The organism is Photorhabdus australis DSM 17609, from assembly GCF_000711895.1.
GTDB classification, from domain to species: Bacteria; Pseudomonadota; Gammaproteobacteria; order Enterobacterales; family Enterobacteriaceae; genus Photorhabdus; species Photorhabdus australis.
In genome coordinates, this window is sequence record NZ_JONO01000024.1 from 1 (window position 1) to 17619 (window position 17619).

At 43.3% G+C, this 17619-nt stretch carries 23 protein-coding genes; 7 read left to right on the plus strand and 16 right to left on the minus strand.

What is annotated here, in order from left to right:
* Positions 1-436 (minus strand): IS110 family transposase (locus tag BO26_RS07840; protein WP_036770732.1); only part of this gene is annotated, 436 nt, incomplete at its 3' end.
* Positions 437-753: 317 nt separating this feature from the next.
* Between BO26_RS07840 and BO26_RS07845 the strand changes: the two genes are divergently transcribed.
* From BO26_RS07845 to BO26_RS07855, 3 genes are read left to right on the plus strand one after another with little or no spacing between them, the layout of a single operon-like run.
* A complete protein-coding gene (locus tag BO26_RS07845; protein WP_036770734.1) occupies positions 754-2538 on the plus strand; it encodes a terminase large subunit domain-containing protein in 1785 nt (594 codons plus the stop codon).
* Positions 2538-3569, plus strand: a complete 1032-nt coding sequence (locus BO26_RS07850) for a phage portal protein (RefSeq protein ID WP_036770735.1) — start codon at positions 2538-2540, stop codon at positions 3567-3569. Before BO26_RS07845 ends, BO26_RS07850 begins: the two co-directional genes overlap by 1 nt.
* Positions 3566-3886 carry an Ogr/Delta-like zinc finger protein gene (locus BO26_RS07855; RefSeq protein WP_036770736.1) on the plus strand — a complete coding sequence of 107 codons (321 nt, stop codon included), beginning with the start codon at positions 3566-3568 and terminating at the stop codon, positions 3884-3886. The genes BO26_RS07850 and BO26_RS07855 overlap by 4 nt, the downstream gene beginning before the upstream one ends.
* Here BO26_RS07855 and BO26_RS07860 read toward each other — a convergent pair.
* The 8 genes from BO26_RS07860 to BO26_RS07895 all read right to left on the minus strand — a co-directional run bounded on the left by BO26_RS07860 (position 3863) and on the right by BO26_RS07895 (position 8723).
* A complete protein-coding gene (locus tag BO26_RS07860) occupies positions 3863-4078 on the minus strand; it encodes a hypothetical protein (RefSeq protein WP_036770737.1) in 216 nt (71 codons plus the stop codon). The genes BO26_RS07855 and BO26_RS07860 overlap by 24 nt on opposite strands.
* A 201-nt stretch (positions 4079-4279) precedes the next feature.
* The gene (locus BO26_RS07865; protein WP_420864695.1) at positions 4280-6256 is read right to left on the minus strand and encodes a replication endonuclease; all 1977 of its coding nucleotides are present in this window, start codon (positions 6254-6256) and stop codon (positions 4280-4282) included.
* A 197-nt stretch (positions 6257-6453) separates the two neighbouring features.
* Positions 6454-6882, minus strand: a complete 429-nt coding sequence (locus tag BO26_RS07870; protein ID WP_036770738.1) for a hypothetical protein — start codon at positions 6880-6882, stop codon at positions 6454-6456.
* A 1-nt stretch (position 6883) separates the two neighbouring features.
* Entirely contained in the window at positions 6884-7111 is a 228-nt protein-coding gene (locus BO26_RS07875; RefSeq protein ID WP_036770740.1) for a TraR/DksA family transcriptional regulator, read from the minus strand.
* Complete coding sequence (locus tag BO26_RS07880; protein WP_036770742.1) at positions 7104-7355, minus strand: DUF2732 family protein; 252 nt, start codon at positions 7353-7355, stop codon at positions 7104-7106. Before BO26_RS07880 ends, BO26_RS07875 begins: the two co-directional genes overlap by 8 nt.
* A gap of 79 nt (positions 7356-7434) precedes the next feature.
* Positions 7435-7770, minus strand: coding sequence for a DUF5347 family protein (locus BO26_RS07885; protein ID WP_051690908.1), 336 nt, complete (start codon positions 7768-7770; stop codon positions 7435-7437).
* A gap of 168 nt (positions 7771-7938) precedes the next feature.
* A complete protein-coding gene (locus BO26_RS07890) occupies positions 7939-8448 on the minus strand; it encodes a phage regulatory CII family protein (RefSeq protein WP_036770743.1) in 510 nt (169 codons plus the stop codon).
* 35 nt (positions 8449-8483) lie between these two features.
* The gene (locus BO26_RS07895) at positions 8484-8723 is read right to left on the minus strand and encodes a hypothetical protein (RefSeq protein WP_036770744.1); all 240 of its coding nucleotides are present in this window, start codon (positions 8721-8723) and stop codon (positions 8484-8486) included.
* A gap of 110 nt (positions 8724-8833) precedes the next feature.
* Here BO26_RS07895 and BO26_RS07900 point away from each other — a divergent pair, with 110 nt between their 5' ends.
* The 4 genes from BO26_RS07900 to BO26_RS07915 all read left to right on the plus strand — a co-directional run bounded on the left by BO26_RS07900 (position 8834) and on the right by BO26_RS07915 (position 11733).
* Positions 8834-9466, plus strand: coding sequence for a phage repressor protein CI (locus BO26_RS07900; protein ID WP_036770745.1), 633 nt, complete (start codon positions 8834-8836; stop codon positions 9464-9466).
* A 2-nt stretch (positions 9467-9468) separates the two neighbouring features.
* Positions 9469-10494, plus strand: coding sequence for a site-specific integrase (locus BO26_RS07905; protein WP_036770746.1), 1026 nt, complete (start codon positions 9469-9471; stop codon positions 10492-10494).
* A 635-nt stretch (positions 10495-11129) separates the two neighbouring features.
* Positions 11130-11306 carry a helix-turn-helix domain-containing protein gene (locus BO26_RS07910; protein ID WP_072023234.1) on the plus strand — a complete coding sequence of 59 codons (177 nt, stop codon included), beginning with the start codon at positions 11130-11132 and terminating at the stop codon, positions 11304-11306.
* 142 nt (positions 11307-11448) lie between these two features.
* On the plus strand, positions 11449-11733 hold the full coding sequence (locus BO26_RS07915; RefSeq protein WP_110882712.1) for a SymE family type I addiction module toxin: 285 nt from the start codon (positions 11449-11451) through the stop codon (positions 11731-11733).
* Positions 11734-11880: 147 nt separating this feature from the next.
* Here BO26_RS07915 and BO26_RS23940 read toward each other — a convergent pair whose 3' ends face one another.
* The 7 genes from BO26_RS23940 to BO26_RS23430 all read right to left on the minus strand — a co-directional run bounded on the left by BO26_RS23940 (position 11881) and on the right by BO26_RS23430 (position 17424).
* A complete protein-coding gene (locus BO26_RS23940) occupies positions 11881-13671 on the minus strand; it encodes a tail fiber assembly protein (RefSeq protein WP_236637392.1) in 1791 nt (596 codons plus the stop codon).
* Positions 13658-14263, minus strand: a complete 606-nt coding sequence (locus tag BO26_RS07930) for a DUF2612 domain-containing protein (RefSeq protein WP_036770749.1) — start codon at positions 14261-14263, stop codon at positions 13658-13660. The genes BO26_RS23940 and BO26_RS07930 overlap by 14 nt, the downstream gene beginning before the upstream one ends.
* Positions 14264-15505 carry a baseplate J/gp47 family protein gene (locus tag BO26_RS07935; protein ID WP_036770750.1) on the minus strand — a complete coding sequence of 414 codons (1242 nt, stop codon included), beginning with the start codon at positions 15503-15505 and terminating at the stop codon, positions 14264-14266.
* Entirely contained in the window at positions 15505-15861 is a 357-nt protein-coding gene (locus BO26_RS07940; protein ID WP_036770751.1) for a contractile injection system sheath initiator, read from the minus strand. The genes BO26_RS07935 and BO26_RS07940 overlap by 1 nt, the downstream gene beginning before the upstream one ends.
* Positions 15862-15933: 72 nt before the next feature.
* Complete coding sequence (locus BO26_RS07945) at positions 15934-16371, minus strand: type II toxin-antitoxin system YafO family toxin (RefSeq protein WP_036770752.1); 438 nt, start codon at positions 16369-16371, stop codon at positions 15934-15936.
* A 3-nt stretch (positions 16372-16374) separates the two neighbouring features.
* Positions 16375-16935, minus strand: a complete 561-nt coding sequence (locus BO26_RS07950; protein WP_128575530.1) for a hypothetical protein — start codon at positions 16933-16935, stop codon at positions 16375-16377.
* Positions 16936-17250: 315 nt separating this feature from the next.
* Positions 17251-17424, minus strand: a complete 174-nt coding sequence (locus BO26_RS23430) for a hypothetical protein (RefSeq protein WP_157835533.1) — start codon at positions 17422-17424, stop codon at positions 17251-17253.
* Between the last annotated feature and the right edge of the window lie 195 nt (positions 17425-17619).

Consider the following 17619-nt stretch of genomic DNA (forward strand, 5'->3'; position numbering starts at 1 on the left):
CAAATTCCAGCAGTGTCCCGTGCAGGGCGTTAATCTGTGCTGTCCGGAACCTCACCAGTTGTCTGCGCGAACGGTGCAGAACTAGCACCGACTGCTGCTCTTCGGTTTTTACTGCTATCGCCTTACCGGGTTGCTGTACTGCCATCCAGATAGCACGGGCATCCATCACGTCGTTCTTGTTACCCATGACGAACGCCTTTACAAACCGCCCCTGCATCAGCCGGACTTTATGGCCCAGCTTTTCCAGTTCGCGCGCCCAGTACTGAGAGCCTCCGCAGGCTTCCATACCAATCAGGCAGGGCTCCCGGTTACTGAAGAACGCAAGAAAATCCTTGCTGCGAAGCTGCTTATCCACCACTTCACCTGTGTACTCATTGATGAAGTGAACCTGAATCAGATGTTTTGCGATATCAACGCCAATCGGTGTATATTTCATTTTGTGGAGTCTCCAGTCTGAGGGAGCATATGCATCCCGTATTGGGCACTATGATGCCGGAAATCTGTGAGGCTCCACATCTCACTGTTCATCTTTTGTGCACCCAGTCAATGTTAGGTGGGATGCGTTCATGACATTTCCTTTGGTTTGCTTCAGACACAGTATTGCGGATCTAAAAAAATGCGGCGACAGGGGCAATGCGATTGAATTCGGATATGACGCATAACCGAATTAAACCGAAGTTAGCCGGACGTAAGGAGAAAGTTAGCCCTGCATAATGCGGGCTAAGGAATCAAGGATAGTCAGGAAAAGGAAACATGGCGAAATATTCTGATGAATTAATCAAGGTGGCGAAGTCGCTGTATCTGCGCCGCTATACTCCGGCTGAAATTGCCAGTGAACTCAATCTGCCCAATCGACGGATTGTGTACTACTGGGCGGAAAAGTGGCACTGGGCGGATATGCTCAGCCATGAAACTGTGCAGGAAGCGATTACACGCCGGGTTGCTCTGCTCAGTGAACGCAATGATAAAAATGCACTGGAGCTGGACGAACTCGACCGCCTGATTGCCCATCATGTCAAACTGATGGCACAGGAAAATAAGCACCAAGAAAAACTGGCCGATATTAAAGCACGGGCGCAATCAGGCCATGAAGGTGATGATGTTGCCGCCGGGAACGGCGAGCCGAAGAAAAAGAAACGTTATCGTAAGAATGATATTTCGGCATTGACGGAAGAAGACTTCCAGACCTTTGTTGATAATAACCTGTTCGGTTACCAGAAGCATTTACGCAACAATATCGCCAAACGACTCAGAAATATTCTCAAGAGCCGACAGGTTGGGGCGACGTGGTACTTTTCCTTTGAAGCCTTTGAGAATGCGGTGCTAACAGGTGATCCTCAGATATTCATGTCCGCTTCCAAACCGCAGGCCGAAGTGTTCCGCTCCTATATTGTTAATATTGCTGAACAGTTTTTCGGTGTGACACTGACCGGAAACCCAATCCGCCTGAGCAATGGCGCAGAATTGCGTTTCTTATCAACCAACAAGAACACCGTTCAAGGCTATGCCGGGCATTTGTATTGTGACGAGTATTTCTGGGTGCCTGACTTTAAGCGCATGAATGAAGTTGCCTCTGCAATGGCCACCCATGACCGCTGGCATACCACCTATTTTTCTACGCCCAGTGCCAAAACTCACCCAGCTTATCGGTTCTGGATGGGTGACGAATGGCGCGGTAGTGATGCTAAACGTAAGAATGTAGTATTTCCTACTTTCAATGAGATGCGAGATGGCGGTCGCGATTGCCCTGATGGGCAATGGCGTTATGTCATTACGTTGGAAGATGCCATCAAGGGCGGCTTTAACCTTGCCAACATCGACCGGCTGCGTAATAAGTACAATGCAGATACCTTTAACATGCTCTATATGTGCCAATTTGTGGACAGCGGTGCCTCCGTCTTCAAATACCATCAACTGGAAAAATGCGGCACTGATATCAATCTCTGGGAAGATCACAACCCCAACGCCCCGCGCCCGTTTGGCGAGCGTGAAGTCTGGGGCGGCTTCGACCCTGCCCGCTCTGGTGATACCTCGACCTTTGTGATTGTGGCTCCGCCATTGATGGCAGGCGAAACCTTTCGGGTACTGGCCACATTCTACTGGCAGGGCATGAACTGGAAGCATCAGGCCAAACTGATTGAAGACCTGTTCAAGCGCTACCGCTTTACCCATATCGGCATTGATACCACGGGGATTGGTCACGGGGTTTATGAGATGGTGCAGGACTTCGCCCCACGGCAAACCCACGCCATTCACTACAGCCAGCAAAGCAAAAATCAGTTGGTCATGAAGATGATTGATGTGGTCAGTGAAGAACGCCTCGAATGGGATCAGGAACAAAAAGAAATTCTGGCCTCTTTTCTGGCCATACGGCACACCACCACAGCCAAAGGCGGCGCCATGACCTTTGTCGCTGACCGTTCGCAGGAAACCGGACACGCTGACGTGTTCTGGGCAATCGCCCATGCCCTGATGAATGAACCGCTCAATTACGAGAAAAAACGCACCTCTAAATATACATTTTCAAAGGCAGCATGATGAGCAAAAAAAAGTTAAGGAAAACGGCAAAAGCACCCCAGACAAATCACCCTAAACGGAAAATGAGCCTGATCACGTTGGGTAAACCAGAGCCAATACTTACCACCATGACGGATTACCAGAAAATCTGGTATGACAATGATTATGATCATTACACCCTGCCGATTGACCGTCTGGCGCTGGCACAACTGACCAACATGAACGGGCAACATGGCGGCGTTCTCTATGCTCGCCACAATATGATTGCCTCCGATTACCTCGGTGGCGGGCTGACGCATGAGCAATTTAAGTCGGCGATGATGAATTTTCTAATTTTCGGCGATGTGGCGATCCTGAAAGTGCGCAATTTTTGGGGTGATGTGGTGAGACTGGCGGTGTTGCCCTCGCTTTACCTGCGCCGCCGTAAAGACGGGGATTTTGTGGTATTGCAGGAAGGCGAGTCCTTGATGTATGCCCCCGAAGAGGTGATTTTCATCAAGCAATATGACCCACAACAACAGGTTTACGGCTTGCCGGATTATATCGGCGGTATCCATGCAGCCTTGCTTAACTCGGAAGCGACCATTTTCCGCCGCCGCTATTACCACAATGGTGCTCACACGGGCGGCATCATTTACACCAATGACCCGAATATCTCCGATGAGACCGAAGAAGAAATTATTTGGAAACTGCAGCAAAGTAAGGGTATCGGTAACTTTGACACCTTATTTGTGAATATTCCCAATGGTGACCCGGACGGCATTAAGTTTATTCCGGTTGGCGACATTTCCGCCAATGATGAATTTGCCAATGTGAAAAGTATCAGTTCACAGGATGTACTGACCGCCCACCGATTCCCGGCAGGACTGGCGGGGATTATCCCGACCAATGTCGGCGGACTGGGCGATCCGGAAAAAGCCCGTGATGCCTACCGCAAGGATGAAGTCATTCCCGTGCAAAATATGTTCATGAATGCCGTAAACAGCAGTGATATTCCTGAAATATTACACCTCCGTTTTCAGCAAGATAACGTAAGTTCGTGTGCACAATGAGCAAGAAAATGGTAAAATCGAGGAAAATCGATACTTTTGGAATGAGGAATATGCGCGTATTAAAAATAATCTGCCCTGAGTGCGGCGCTAAGTCTGTCATCCGCAAAACCAACCGGATGCACCATCAGATCGCTGATATTTATTGTTCGTGTGCAGATGTGGAATGTGGTCATACGTTTGTCATGAATCTGACGTTTTCACACACCCTCAGCCCCAGCGCCAAAACCGGGGATATCCTGCTGCGAAATGTGATTAATAACCTCAGTTCGCAGCAGCGCCAGATGGCGTTAGATTTATTGCAGACCAGTGCCGCTTAAGTCGAGATGTGAGCCACTATTGAGTGGCTTTTCTACTTGTGTTCCCAGTTCCTTTTTCATTTCTTCAACCAATTCACCCAACCAATAAAAAACCGTCCGCCTGTCATTATCGTTAAGATCTTCCGAACAGCCCATTTTGCACATCAATTCAATACGTTCTACAAGAACGAAGGTATGTAAAGCGTCTAACATTTTTCCCTACTACTTAAAATATTATATTCAAATACTGTATGTATCCACAGATCATTATTAATATAATTGCTCTCTGAATTAATTGCATCCGTCAATATTTAATTATGTTACTCAGCTAATACCTCTAGAATTTTTCGCTAAAAATCTCTCATAAATAGCTTTTGATTTGAAAAAAATAACTTTTAAATCAAATGGATAAAATTAGGTTCTGGCTGAACTCTTTCGCATCTTACCAATACTGCTAATCCGCGCCCGCAACCTGTCCCGGCGCGCCTCTTTTTGCTGTTCTGACTCCACAGGAATAAAACTGCCATTCGTCCATAACTTAAATGACTGGCCGCCGATGTTGATTTTTCCGGCCATGGTTAATGACTTCGCCATAAATCGGCTGAAATCCATCCCGACCGAATCGGCGTAATCGATAATTTTTTCAATAAGCCCCTCACTACTGCCGCTGACCGCACCAGCCAACCCCGTACAGTTATTGACAGAACTCCTAGGCGGTGCGGACGCACCGCTAAAACCCGCCTCCGCTAACGCTTCGGCCAACTTCGGCACAATCTTCCAGCTTTTCAGACGGGTTAAGATAGGCGTATCCATGCCCACAGGCGGAGAGAAAACCCCCTTAATGCGGATCACTTCCTCACCGTGGACGTTAGTTTCCTGCTCCGTCTCATACCACAGACGCGCCACCAAATCGTCACGACGCACAAACGGACCACCCTGCGCATTGATATAGTTCGCCCAGTCGCCGTTATCAGCGGCATCATGCACAGCGGCAAACTCCACACTTAAACCGATAGCCGTATCGTGATCAGCCATGCGACGCAATTCACGGTAAACGGTCACAGGTGCACCGCCCACAAATTGAAACTGACGGACACGCCAACGCGCCGCCCATGCACTGGCCGCCAGCGCGGCTTCTTTCATGGGGCGGTCGCTTTCATCATCAAGCTCGTCGTCCATCGCGTAGCCATCAATGTTTTTAGATATGTATTTCGCCACATAGCCCGTTGCTGACCCTTTTTCCGGATCAATCTTCTCGGCATGAAACCGGGCTTTCAGAGCTTTTTCAGTTCGCAGTTCGTGGCGGTCTTCCTGTAAGGCATACTCACGGATGATGTCACGCACCTGATCAGCCTGGTCTGGCTGCATAAAAAACAGCATATGCCAGTGGGGTGTACCATCGTGATGGGGTTCAGCCACGCGGATACCAAAGATACGTAAATTGTTACGATGGAGTTTGGCTCTGATTTTTGCCCAGATACCGCTTAAATATTTCTGCGTATCCGCTGGGCTGCATCCGTTCCATTTGCGGTTACGGTGTCCGTGCCAGGTTGTGGCGTGATATTTAGAAGGGGCGGTCAGCGTATAAAATTCAGCCACGTAACCCAGTTCGTTGCAGATATTTTCAAAGCCCCGGATACGTACCATCATTTCAGTACGGCGGATCGCCGGATTCGCCACACTGCCATAATATTTATCAATCAGGCTGATGCGGTTGCCTTCCTCGTCTTCCAGCTCCATCAACTTGATAAACTCTTTCGTGCGCTGCTTCTGCTCTTTCCATTCGGAAATCGCCATCTTGCTGGCGTAGATACTGGCTTTTTTGCTGACGCGATTAATGGAAATCTGCAAATGCTCACGCCACTCTGCTGCCAGTCGGCGTAACCGACCTAACCACCATGTATCGGAAGTCATGCGGGAGATAGCCGCAATTGCCTGTGTTTCATCAAAAAAGCGGCCAGTCAGCTTATCCCAGCGGGGCGCATCCTGACGATAGGCTTTGGTGATCGCGGCTGCACGCATGTATAAGGCACATGCCCGTTTCAGATCGCTGTCTTCTGATGGTATGTCATCTGCAACCGTCTTCAATTCCTCAAGAATAAACTGAGCAATATCGTTTGCCAGTAATTCGAGATCTTCCCGTGACATATCAGGAATGCGGTTAAACCGTGCCATATATAGCGCATTATCTACATCCATTTTCTGAATCTGGTAACGCCCGGTCACCAAATTAACTCTGGGTAAAATGCGATCAACGAATGTCTTAGATAAAAAAGCCTCGGCGCGGGGTGTCCCTTGCTCCTTTTCTAAAACATTAGCCTTAAATTGAACATCCATACGAACGATAGCAGGCTGCTGCTTTAATAGCTGCTGAACACGGGCGAATGCCATGTTCTCCTTCTCAATCGCTTTGTATTCTTCTTCTTTCTGGTATTGCTCCGCATAAGTCGGGAACGGTCTGGCTATCGGTTGGATGGGTTTATCCCACGGCAGAGAAATGCACTCAGCCAGAGCTGATATCTCTGGCTGAAATTTGCTGCGTTGGCGGCTCGGTGTGGATTGAGCGCTGCTGGCTGCTGATACAGGATTCACTCACAAACCCCAGCATGTGAGGAATTAACTGCTTGACAGGCATCTAAAAAGTGCCCGGCTTTTAACAATGAGTATTCATAAAATGAAATACCAGGCTCATGGGAATTATCCATTCCGTTTTGAAAATGATAGACTTCATCAATTGTCACAACAATCCGGTATGGAATTTCATCAGGCCAAACATATTCCTCTTTCATAGAAAAAACGACACGATCTCCTTTTTTACAATGAGTCGGTAAATTTTGATTATCGAAAATATTTTCAATACCCACACATCTGACAATAAAGCATTGGCTTAATTTACCGAGTGTTTCAACATCAACTTTTTCGAAACAATTGCTTAAAACACCAATACAATGGTTTTTATTATTTACTATGAAAGAAAAATGAAGCGCATTAAGATTAACAAAGTGGACATTAGCCATATTACATACCTCTATAATGTTTCTTAATTAATTCAAAATCAGCCTGACAATCTACACAGCGGGAACAACCCAGAACCTGAGTGCGGCGCATTTCGGGAATGGCTTCGCTGCAGTCTTCACATTCCACCGCTGAAGCACTGACCCGGCGGTTAACATGCGCGGTAATCTGGCGCTCCAGTGTTGCCGCTGCGTATTCACTGGCGCGGTCAATATCATCAGCCTCAAACATAATTCCATTCCTGTATCTGGAGCTCGATTTCACTGGCTTCGCTTTCCAGCAAGCTGACAATCGCATCGCAATCTAAGTGATCACGTTTTGCAATCATGGCGAGGTAGCGCAAGCGTGAGGCTTGACCATCTGCACGAATACGTCTTTCATCTTCACGATTTTGTTTGATGCAATTTTCAATAATGACTACGTGGTTATCGGTGTTTATTTCCACCGGGAGAAATATAGGGTCTGGTATATTCATTTGTTTATTTCCTGTTTTTAAATAAAAAGAATCCCTGACGTGTTGACGCCATTAAAATTAAATTGGTATTTATTATTATTTAATTGAGTAGTGATAAATTATTTGGCAATGATGCACTCGCTGCCTTAATTAAATTCACTGCCTTTATAAGACTAATTTTTTCTTCACTGGTAAACTGCTTTAATTCCAGTTTATGCCGTTCTTTAGGAATACGGGCAAGATAGAAAATAGCGCCTAACAATCGGATGTTATCAGCATAGTGCTCATTGCGTTTATCACGCATTTCATCAATAAAGGCAGCCAACTGCTCATTGGCAGATTTAAAAAGTTTTGCCCTGATTTGAGCAAGTTGATTTAAACCATTAACACGCGTTTCAAAAGGGATTGGAAAAGCACGCGGTTCTGTTAATTCCATTTGGTATTCCTTGTTCATTTAAACCTCACCTAATTAGAAACAAAATAAAATAAGCGACGGAGCATAAGACAATTGGGAACACAAATCCGTTACCTTTGTTCGTATGGAACGACTCACTGGTTAGTTTGGTATTGGTACTGCTGTTGCTTTAACGCGTTCATTTTTACCTCAGACTAAAGATGCTCCCATCCCTACCACAACATCAACCGCCGAATTAAATACAGGGTTAGAATGCAATCTTGATGACACAGTGACACCCGCCAACGTTAATAACCTGATTGCGTTATTAACCGTCTTCTTAAACTCCGCCACACGGGTATGATTAAGACGCTCACCCGAAACAGCCTCACTTGCCAGCCTGCCCACTTCTGCCGTTGCTCCTAACAGGTAGCCTGGCATACTGGCATCACAAACTTCATTCACCGGCACGGAGGGCTGACACTGTAATTGCTCCAGCAGGCCATCCAGAATGAAGGCATCTTCGGTTGCATCGGTTAACTTCATTAAGTCAACACAAGTCAGCATGTGAGGCTGCTCTGGGTTCAATTTATTTCGCAGCATCTGCGGAGCCATACCGATAGAGTTCGCTATTTGTACCAAATCTCCCTTATGGGCATTAGAGAACGCACGACACGCATTATCAAAATGGGATTGTTTGGAAACTTGATAGTCAAACATGCTAGTCCCTCCAAAAGCTCTTATAATTGGTCTTACTAGCCAACAATGATGCGAAAATTGGAATGACCAAGAGATTCACGAACCTGATCAGTTTTGTACATCAGATAGCGCAGGCTTACCCGCTCATTATTTTTTTCTTTTTTAACCATGTACTTAGCGAGTTTTCCATGATGAATCTTCTGGTAAACAGAACCGCGAGAAATACCTTCCCATTCTGCAAACTCTGCTGGCGTTGCAAGCTCTTTTGGTACACGAATTGATATATCTATGCTCATAGTGCATCATCTCTAGGTTTAAGCGCATTTTATCTTATTTTATGAGGTTTGCTTTACAAACCACAAGTAGATATTAAGGTCACAACTTTTGTACGTCAAGGATTTTTCTTATGGGTTTAATCAAGGTTGGCAACGATAGCGGCGGGCGCGATGCGATTAATAGGCTTATCAAAGCCTATAATTTCAGCTCTCGGCAGCAACTTTGCGATCATTTATCTGTATCAAAAAATACAATGTCAAACAGATACTTAAGAGATAGTTTTCCTGCTGAGTGGATAATCCAGTGCGCTCTTGAAACCGGTGCTTCATTACTTTGGCTGACTACGGGACAAGGAGAAAAAAATTATAGTGAAGCACAGAACCAAGGGTTTGTTTTTGTTGACCAAGGTCACATCAAACCATCATCTGAGATTGCTGCTCCTGAGATCGATAAAGCTACATTGAATAGCGGCACGTTGGTAGATCAAGGCAAAACCATACTGGATAACAGCTTGATACCGTCTACAATTGAAAACCCTCTCCTAATTCATGCCGATGATGGTTCTTACCTAATTGATCGAAGCGACACGCCTCCAGTAAATGGAGTCTGGCTCATTGACATTGATGGAATAAAAACTATAGCGAAACTCACTCGCCTGCCAGGCAACCGCTTAGTAGTTCAGCAGGGAGAGTCTTCTTTTGAATGTTCTTTGAATGACATTAAAATTTTAGGTCGAGCAGTCAAGACCATAAAGAGCGTTTAATTATGACCATAAGAAAACAGCCTAATGGAAAGTGGTTGTGTGAATGCTACCCGAATGGGCGGGATGGAAAGCGGATGCGCAAGCAGTTTGCGACAAAAGGCGAGGCCATAGCTTTCGAAAACTTCACCATGGAAGAAGTGAATAAAAAACCATGGCTGGGTGAAAAGGAAGATCGGCGGCATTTGTCTGAAGTGATTGAACAATGGCATTCACTCTATGGACAGACGCTGGCTGACCCCAAGCGGCTAATGGCTAAACTAAGCATTATCTGTAATGGGCTGGGCAATCCTATTGCCTCAGAGCTGACGGCTGGCGATTTTACAAAATACCGAGAAGCCCGGTTAAAAGGTGAGGTCAAAAATGAAGAAGGTACGCTGATGTCGCCAGTTAAGCCCCGGACAGTGAACCTTGAACAGCGCAACCTATCATCTGTTTTTGGTACTCTGAAAAAATTAGGCCACTGGCCCGCTCCAAATCCGCTTGCGGGTCTACCTACATTTAAAATCGCAGAGGGCGAACTGGCGTTCTTAGCGCCGGAAGAAATTAAGCGCTTACTTGACTCCTGTGCCGATTCCCAAAGCCCCAGCCTGTTAATGATTGCAAAAGTTTGCCTGTCTACCGGAGCGCGCTGGAGCGAAGCCGAAAACCTGCAAGGCCATCAAATATCAAAGTACCGAATCACCTACACAAAAACCAAAGGCAAGAAAAACAGAACCGTTCCGATATCTCAGGCTCTATATGAGGAACTACCCAAAAACAGGGGAAAACTATTCACCCCATGCAGAAAAGCCTTTGAACGTGCAGTTAAACGAGCTGGGATTGACCTACCGGAAGGGCAATGTACTCACGTTCTGCGCCATACTTTCGCTAGCCACTTTATGATGAACGGCGGAAACATATTGGTATTAAGGGATATTTTAGGTCATGCAGATATTAAAATGACCATGGTTTACGCTCACTTTGCGCCTGATCACTTGGAAGATGCAGTGACAAAAAACCCACTTCATAATCTCAACTGGAACCGCTAATTGATGGCGGCACTTTGGCGACAAAGAGATAAAAACGCATAAAATCAGATAACGCCAGATAAATTTAACTATTTGAAAAACAAAGTAAACAATTGTTTTTGATACTATTAAAATGGTATGTAGGAATTTCGGACGCGGGTTCAACTCCCGCCAGCTCCACCAAATTAGTAGGGACAGTGACAGGACAACAGCTTTAAAAACAGTAAGTTAGCAAAGTTGATTGGACACTGACCGGACAATGAAGGGACACAAAAGGATACGCAAAGGAGCCGCGGAGCTTTTGGAAAAACCAACCATAATTAGGTTGGTTTTTTTATGTCTGTAGCACAGCAACTACCTCCATTTTATAATGCATAGTGCAAAATAAAATGCTTCACCAAATCTCTGCCTCATAGGGCATTATTCATAAATCCAGCACCTGATACCGCCAGCTTTTGACGCATGCGTGTAACCTAACTTCATGTAACAATCGCCTTAGTGATAGGTGTTTCTGGTGTGGCATATCCTATGTTCATGGAGTTCGGTTTGTGCCACTTAAGCGGTCATTTTATTTACCAATGTCACCCTATCAGCGAAACGGCTATACTATGATGAGTCGATAAACAGTTTATATTTGTGGAGTAATTTTGAAACGTATGCCGCCAGAATTGTTTAAGTCTGAAATGAAACGAAAAGGCTGGACGCGCCGCGAACTGGCTATACGGTGGGGCAAATCAGAAACATGGATCAGCAAAATAGTGAATAATATAGAACGGGATCAACACTGGAATGACGCACTCAATGGACTGCCTGAAAACGAAAAGCCCAGGTAAACTATAGGTCACATTTTTATTGCAGAAAAGTGACCTATAGTTCATAATTCAACATTGAGAGACTATTTTCACTGACGCAGAGCTACCGGGCGGGCACCCGATAACCCTGCTTACCACAACTAACTATATAAGGTAGTTAATTATGGCTAAACGCGATAATAAAACAATTCACCGAATTTCCCAAGCTGAACGTTTTGGCAAGGTAGCTAAAAACGGCATTTCTTTAAAAGGAAAATGGTTACAGGAGGCGGGATTTACCTTCGGAATGCCACTAAAAATCCGGGTGATGCCGGACTGTATTGTTATTACCGCCCAGAACACCCAGGAACTCTGGCAATGCCTGGAAGGACTGAGTATTGAGCCATTTAACCCCAATGCTGCTATTGACTGGATTAAGTATTATCCTGGTGGGTTGATGATTATCTAATAAACTAAAGCATAAATGGACTACACCTTTAAATGTTGGATGGTTATCCAACATTTTGAGGACGGTTCAGTCAGAGTAGTGCAAAAAAGCCATATTTGATTAGACTTATCTAACTATTGGGGGTCGATTCAATTGGCCCTGATTCCATTATTCTAAGGGTTTTTCGGGCCAGTTAATATCTGACGCTAAATTAACATCAACGCGGTTCAATAATACTCTATATTTTTTTAACTCTGCTAACAGCGATTTTTCCTCATCACTCGACATCTCCAAATCTACAGCATCTTGTAACGGAGCGATCTGTTTACTTACAGTGAGCATAAGTTGCTGTTTCTTATGTTCTGCTTGTTGCTGCTGTTCCCGTCTGAGCTTTATTTTATCACTTTCTGATATTATCCACTTTTCACTATCCCACTTGTGATAAACAGACTGTGCTTGTTCTGTAAGAATTGGATAACCCTCTTTATCACTGACGATAGCAAAACCGCGTGATTGACCGTCAAGTAATTCATTGTGTTTTTCTGCTGTTATTTCAACACATTCTTCATGAGCTTCATTATAAAAAACACATTCTTTTCTGGAGAAATAGACCATTTGTACCCCCCAAAATAATATATGTACAACTTTGCCTGGATTCTCATCATTGTTAGGAGTACCTGCTTGATATTCAAATGTCGATAGTGTTGCATTACGTACTAATGTGTGGCCAGTTGATGTATTGATACTCGACATACTTGCAATATAGCCAAAAAGCTTATTTTTAAAAGAAATTGGATAATTTATCTTTATCCATGATTGTTGAGCTGATGGGACTTTAACCCATTGAATAATTACCCCCGTATCTCCACATTGCCACCAGCCATTTTCGGATTTTATAGCTGTATTTTGTAATGCAAGAGTACCACTTCTCTCAGGCGTTAATATATTGTAACGCCGCTGATTCTTGGGATCGTCAGAATAGATATGCAACAATTTCCCTTCAGAACCGTTAATTCCCAATATATATCCATCTTTCGATTTGAAACGCAATTTAGGAAAAGGAGTTTTACTGTCAATCAGTAAACTGCCAACGGTTGCAGTTTTATTGCTAGAAATGCGTAAGAAAGTATTATCGCTCTCAGATTTAGCATAACTTCCCACATCCCCAGCATTCAAACTAATATCCCCGGTCAACGGCTTCCCGTTAATTTTCCGGCTATTCGGCACCGCCCCTTTAGCCAACTCCACCGTTTCCGACAAACCGATATTTTTTACAAATTCAGTTTTATTGAAGATGTCAGCACCATTTTGATTTTTAGCGAGCTTATTATTGGCATTATCATTCACATCAGAAACAAATTTCTGAGTTGCTGCAAGGGTATTACTGTTACCTGTCTTGTCTGTAAGTTGGGTGATACCTTTTTCTATGAGTGTGGCGTCAGGAATAAAATCTTGAGTTGCAATCTCTCCCAGTCCCAAATTATTACGCGCTGTCGCTTTGTTATTAATATCAGATAAGTTATTAGCTTTCTGTAGAAATAACCCATTAGGATCTGCTAGTAGATTTTTCCAACCGGAAACTGATGTACTATCCGGATCTGTATTGTTATCTTCTACCCCATTCCACCAAATTTTACTTCCATCAGAACTGGCAACAATGGCTCCTTTAGGATAACCATCAATGGCAGCACTAAAGTCAGCATTATATGAATACAAACCACCAGACATTGAATAACGTATTGCGGTAGTAATATCATTCAATATCCCGTTCATATCCTTGCCAGATGGGGGAACTCCACCAGCAGATATTGCAGTCATCGTTAACGGGGGAAAACCGCTCTGATACGTAGCGATACCTTTCGCCAGACTGCTTTCAGTAGATTTTGTTGCAATTTCGTTATAGTTACCATCTTTTGCGAACGGAACCGTAATAAGAGTGGGTTTTTCAGTTGATTTCATTTGTTGGTATCCTTTGAACGATTGCGACACTGACACCAACCGGGTAAGGCAGTGCTCCCGATGTTTGAACAATTGCTAATTCTGCTGTTGATAGCTGAAATTCAAATACATAACTCATCTTCATATTTCCATCATCAGTGATATATGCACGTCCGCTATCGCTAAACATATAAACAAGCATTCTGTTGATGTTTGGTATAGTGCAGTCAGATATATTTGACATGGCTTTCATCATAATTAGCTTTCGGTACATCTGATCTGATAGCTCAATAGTTTTTGTTTTTGACTCCCCGGAATAAAATGGTGCTTGGTCAAATGGATTTGGATCTGTCGTTGTCGGAACATTCAGTAAAGCTTCACCAAAACCTATATATTTTACATTTTCATTAACAGTAAGCCGCCTGCTGACATTCACTATTTTTCCCCACACATCCAGTCCGTAAGTATTTGCTGTGTCAATGTTCCAAATCAGATCGTAAAATGTATTAATAAATTCAGCAGAGGAAACAGCGGCATTGAAGCTTCGAATAAGTGAGTTGAGTTTTGGACTAGCGGCATACTGAGCAAGAATAGTTGCTCCCACATTTTCCATTTATGAACCTACTAATTTCACAGATATATTATCAACGTCAAGCGTTGGGATTTCATCAATACCAAAACTAATTGATGTTGAATAAGTAATACCGTCACGGCTAAGCGTAATATTGTAAATATCAACACTCGATGTATCTATGTTATAAACGCCTGAATAATATCTACCAGCAAATAATGTAGATGCTATTCTTGCTCGGGTTCCACCGTCTTCTCCGTTAAATGCTTGCGCTATAGCTGACTTAACCTGTGTTTCAATATCAGCAGGAAGGTAATCGCTATTAGCAAGTGAGACGTCAACATAGACACGAATGGGCTCTGGTATCACATAGTTAATTTCATATTCGGGATAAGGCTGAACATAGTTTTCATCATCCACAATTGTGTGAGTTGTATTTCCGTTCGTAGGAATACCTGGAGGCTTTTTCTTCCAGATTACTCTAGCGACATCCTCAGTCTTTCCCCCATACACAGCACTATAAATAGAGTTCGGCACCATTCTGTATTTTGATACCCCGACCGTTTTTACTACCGATGTATCATTTGAAATAACGTATGCGTCTGCCACGCCATTTATTTCTAATACTGCGGCATAAATGGCATGTAATGAGTTTGTCGCATTTTTAGCAACAGATTGTTTACGACGATACTCAAAATTAGCGCGGGTTTCCTCATCTATGCCAGGTACGCCAGCACTCGCATTACTGATACCGGACCAACCAGGCACCGAGCTATAAATCGTGTTCAAGTCATCAATTTGGCATGCTAACGGCCCTGTTGTTGAGTTTTGGAAAATAACATCAACAGAGCCGCTATCAGGGATCTTAGCCTCTGTTATTGAATGATAAAGATACCCTTTTTTATCTTGAGCAATACTACCAATTGGAATAACAGTATTAACTAACCCAGTGCATGTTGCTGTTACCGTTGTTCCCGATGCTGGAATTCGATCTAAAAAATAAATTCGTCCGATAGCATCTTGAAAACGTCCGGTTGCATAATCCGGGTTAATTTGATTGACAATAGCAAGTAACTGATCGTTCTTGTCAGCAATGATAGCCGCATCACTCATGGCTATTTGACCTTGCGGTGTTGTTAAGCTCGTACTCATTGCACCACCCATTGCTGTAGCCAAATCATTTAGCCGCCCATTTAAAATATCAACCTCATCGGGCACAGTTAGACCCGTCTTTGTAAAGGTTACACCTGGAACACTTGTTGTCAGTACTACAGAGTTAGTCATCAGAAATTTACCACCGTTGATTGATTATTCATGTCCGTTATTGTCATCGTGCCCGCAATAGTTCTTTCGTTCCCGTTTATAACTTTACAAATGGCAGATTGAACATAAGGTAACTTCACTGCTTCTTGTTGCATTTTGCTATTGATTAGCTGAGTTCCCGGCCAATGTCCCAAAATTCGCTGGTAATAAGGAATACCCAATGTTGTGTCATACCAGCACTCACCCAGATATGTACTACAGGCACAAGCGACATCCTGCGCTACAGAATAGGGATTATCAGTAATGGCGATATTTCCGGAGTCGTTGAGAGTTAAATCCCATGACTCGGTATCAAGAAGAAATGAACGAGTTTGCATTTTCGAACCCTATAGAAATAAAAAAACCGCAATTAAGCGGCCAGATATGAAAAAACCCGTACTGGACGGGGTTTAGTTATTATCTCTGAAATTCTGAGCTATTCTTGCCAGATAACTCATTATCTTGGGATTTCTAGCTTTTCCATGAGCATCAGGATACATTATCGCCAATAAGGAATATTTGTTTTCTTCCAAGAGACCTTGAACATATACTAGACAAGCATCATTTTCTGGGCTATTTGATTTACACGTTCTATAATACTGAACCCTATTTGTAGGGAATGAATCAGGCGGAAAACAAAGATGAATATGCATCATACATGATTTATATGCTGCTTCTGGCTGAGTGTAAGCAACATCCCTACCAAAATAATCAGGGACTTCACCGGTTTCTTTATAGTGTTTAAAATCTTGCAAAATAGCCTGTTCAAGATCTAGATGTTTTAGGAAGACGTCATCAAAAAAATCTTTCCTTGTATACTCATTTATTGATACATCCACTTGTTCCATTTATCACCCAGTAAATGAAAAATTCCCAGACTCAACCTTTTTGGTTGTATAGGCAGCCAATTCTGATAGAGCAGCTTTATTTATATCGCTTTTATAAATCTTAGGCAAAGTAAATAATTGACGAGAAAAATCATTAAGACGAGTTATCTCAAATCTGGCCTTTGCTATAGATCTCAGATACATCCTCATTTCTTGTTTTTCTTCATCAGGTCGATCTTGCTTCAACATAGCTTTGAGTCCTTGCTCAAACCCTCTTATTGTGGTTTCGCAAGCCTTATTAATTTCTATATCGTTTTGAAGCATAATACCACGAACTTGACTTTCATCAAGGCTTAGGAGATTTAAATAGTATTGGCTAATTTCATTAGCTAATGAATCAACAATCTCTCTTCTTTCTTGATATTGAGCTTTCAAATCATCCAGACTACAGATAGTTTCACCTACTTTAAAGCTAAGCATACTACAACCGTCCCTCGAATCCACATAACCAGCAGAGAATGAAGGAACCGACAGCACTCCTCCAAATAAAACTACTGCTAAACAACTCCTTAGTGATAGATTCATGACGTTCTGCCTTATCAAATAGTTTGTTATAGTGAGTCACAAACAGTCATAATGTGTCACTATGTACCATATTAAACCACTATTCTTAACCTTACAACCATGCAGTAAATGACAATTAGCTACCTATGTAAGCCTTATTCCAGAAAATAACGACACGTTAAAAGCAAGATTTAGAAAAATAGAATCACATTGACATCATTTTGTCATGAGTGTCATACGTCTGATGAAAATACGCAACAATATTGCACTGTAAGCCGAAGATGACTTTATCCACCAGCACGATTGGGGGTTTATAGGTTTTTGAACCGTTCGATTCTATATTTTTCCCGCTGCTTTTAACATGTTGTAGCTAGGAAGATAACGCTTTGGATTAACGATACATAGCTGCTGAAAATCGGATGAAACCTCTTCCCCCTGCAACAACATTGCTTCATCACGGTTCTCATAGTAATACCGAATAACATTCATTACTTGTTTCTCGTTTAGCATCAATTTTTTTCCTTGATTTACAGCATCTTCCTTTTGAGCTTTATATACCGGGCTTTCAGTCGAGTAGCTTCCTGTTTGTAACAGGACCTCTTCTGCGGGGGTGGACGGATCTATATAGAGTTAAGCCCTGCATTCGCGGCATACTGCTGTAATATAGACTGGGACATACACATAGCGGATATCTTTTCTTGCCGA

Excerpts from the sequence above, each read along its gene's own strand:
- BO26_RS07845 (WP_036770734.1), top strand. The coding sequence starts at position 754 with ATGGCGAAATATTCTGATGAATTAATCAAGGTGGCGAAGTCGCTGTAT.
- BO26_RS07850 (WP_036770735.1), top strand. The coding sequence starts at position 2,538 with ATGAGCAAAAAAAAGTTAAGGAAAACGGCAAAAGCACCCCAGACAAAT.
- BO26_RS07855 (WP_036770736.1), top strand. The coding sequence starts at position 3,566 with ATGAGCAAGAAAATGGTAAAATCGAGGAAAATCGATACTTTTGGAATG.
- BO26_RS07860 (WP_036770737.1), bottom strand. The coding sequence starts at position 4,078 with ATGTTAGACGCTTTACATACCTTCGTTCTTGTAGAACGTATTGAATTG.
- BO26_RS07865 (WP_420864695.1), bottom strand. The coding sequence starts at position 6,256 with ATGGCATTCGCCCGTGTTCAGCAGCTATTAAAGCAGCAGCCTGCTATC.
- BO26_RS07870 (WP_036770738.1), bottom strand. The coding sequence starts at position 6,882 with ATGGCTAATGTCCACTTTGTTAATCTTAATGCGCTTCATTTTTCTTTC.
- BO26_RS07875 (WP_036770740.1), bottom strand. The coding sequence starts at position 7,111 with ATGTTTGAGGCTGATGATATTGACCGCGCCAGTGAATACGCAGCGGCA.
- BO26_RS07880 (WP_036770742.1), bottom strand. The coding sequence starts at position 7,355 with ATGAATATACCAGACCCTATATTTCTCCCGGTGGAAATAAACACCGAT.
- BO26_RS07885 (WP_051690908.1), bottom strand. The coding sequence starts at position 7,770 with ATGGAATTAACAGAACCGCGTGCTTTTCCAATCCCTTTTGAAACGCGT.
- BO26_RS07890 (WP_036770743.1), bottom strand. The coding sequence starts at position 8,448 with ATGTTTGACTATCAAGTTTCCAAACAATCCCATTTTGATAATGCGTGT.
- BO26_RS07895 (WP_036770744.1), bottom strand. The coding sequence starts at position 8,723 with ATGAGCATAGATATATCAATTCGTGTACCAAAAGAGCTTGCAACGCCA.
- BO26_RS07900 (WP_036770745.1), top strand. The coding sequence starts at position 8,834 with ATGGGTTTAATCAAGGTTGGCAACGATAGCGGCGGGCGCGATGCGATT.
- BO26_RS07905 (WP_036770746.1), top strand. The coding sequence starts at position 9,469 with ATGACCATAAGAAAACAGCCTAATGGAAAGTGGTTGTGTGAATGCTAC.
- BO26_RS07910 (WP_072023234.1), top strand. The coding sequence starts at position 11,130 with ATGCCGCCAGAATTGTTTAAGTCTGAAATGAAACGAAAAGGCTGGACG.
- BO26_RS07915 (WP_110882712.1), top strand. The coding sequence starts at position 11,449 with ATGGCTAAACGCGATAATAAAACAATTCACCGAATTTCCCAAGCTGAA.
- BO26_RS23940 (WP_236637392.1), bottom strand. The coding sequence starts at position 13,671 with ATGAAATCAACTGAAAAACCCACTCTTATTACGGTTCCGTTCGCAAAA.
- BO26_RS07930 (WP_036770749.1), bottom strand. The coding sequence starts at position 14,263 with ATGGAAAATGTGGGAGCAACTATTCTTGCTCAGTATGCCGCTAGTCCA.
- BO26_RS07935 (WP_036770750.1), bottom strand. The coding sequence starts at position 15,505 with ATGACTAACTCTGTAGTACTGACAACAAGTGTTCCAGGTGTAACCTTT.
- BO26_RS07940 (WP_036770751.1), bottom strand. The coding sequence starts at position 15,861 with ATGCAAACTCGTTCATTTCTTCTTGATACCGAGTCATGGGATTTAACT.
- BO26_RS07945 (WP_036770752.1), bottom strand. The coding sequence starts at position 16,371 with ATGGAACAAGTGGATGTATCAATAAATGAGTATACAAGGAAAGATTTT.
- BO26_RS07950 (WP_128575530.1), bottom strand. The coding sequence starts at position 16,935 with ATGAATCTATCACTAAGGAGTTGTTTAGCAGTAGTTTTATTTGGAGGA.
- BO26_RS23430 (WP_157835533.1), bottom strand. The coding sequence starts at position 17,424 with ATGCTAAACGAGAAACAAGTAATGAATGTTATTCGGTATTACTATGAG.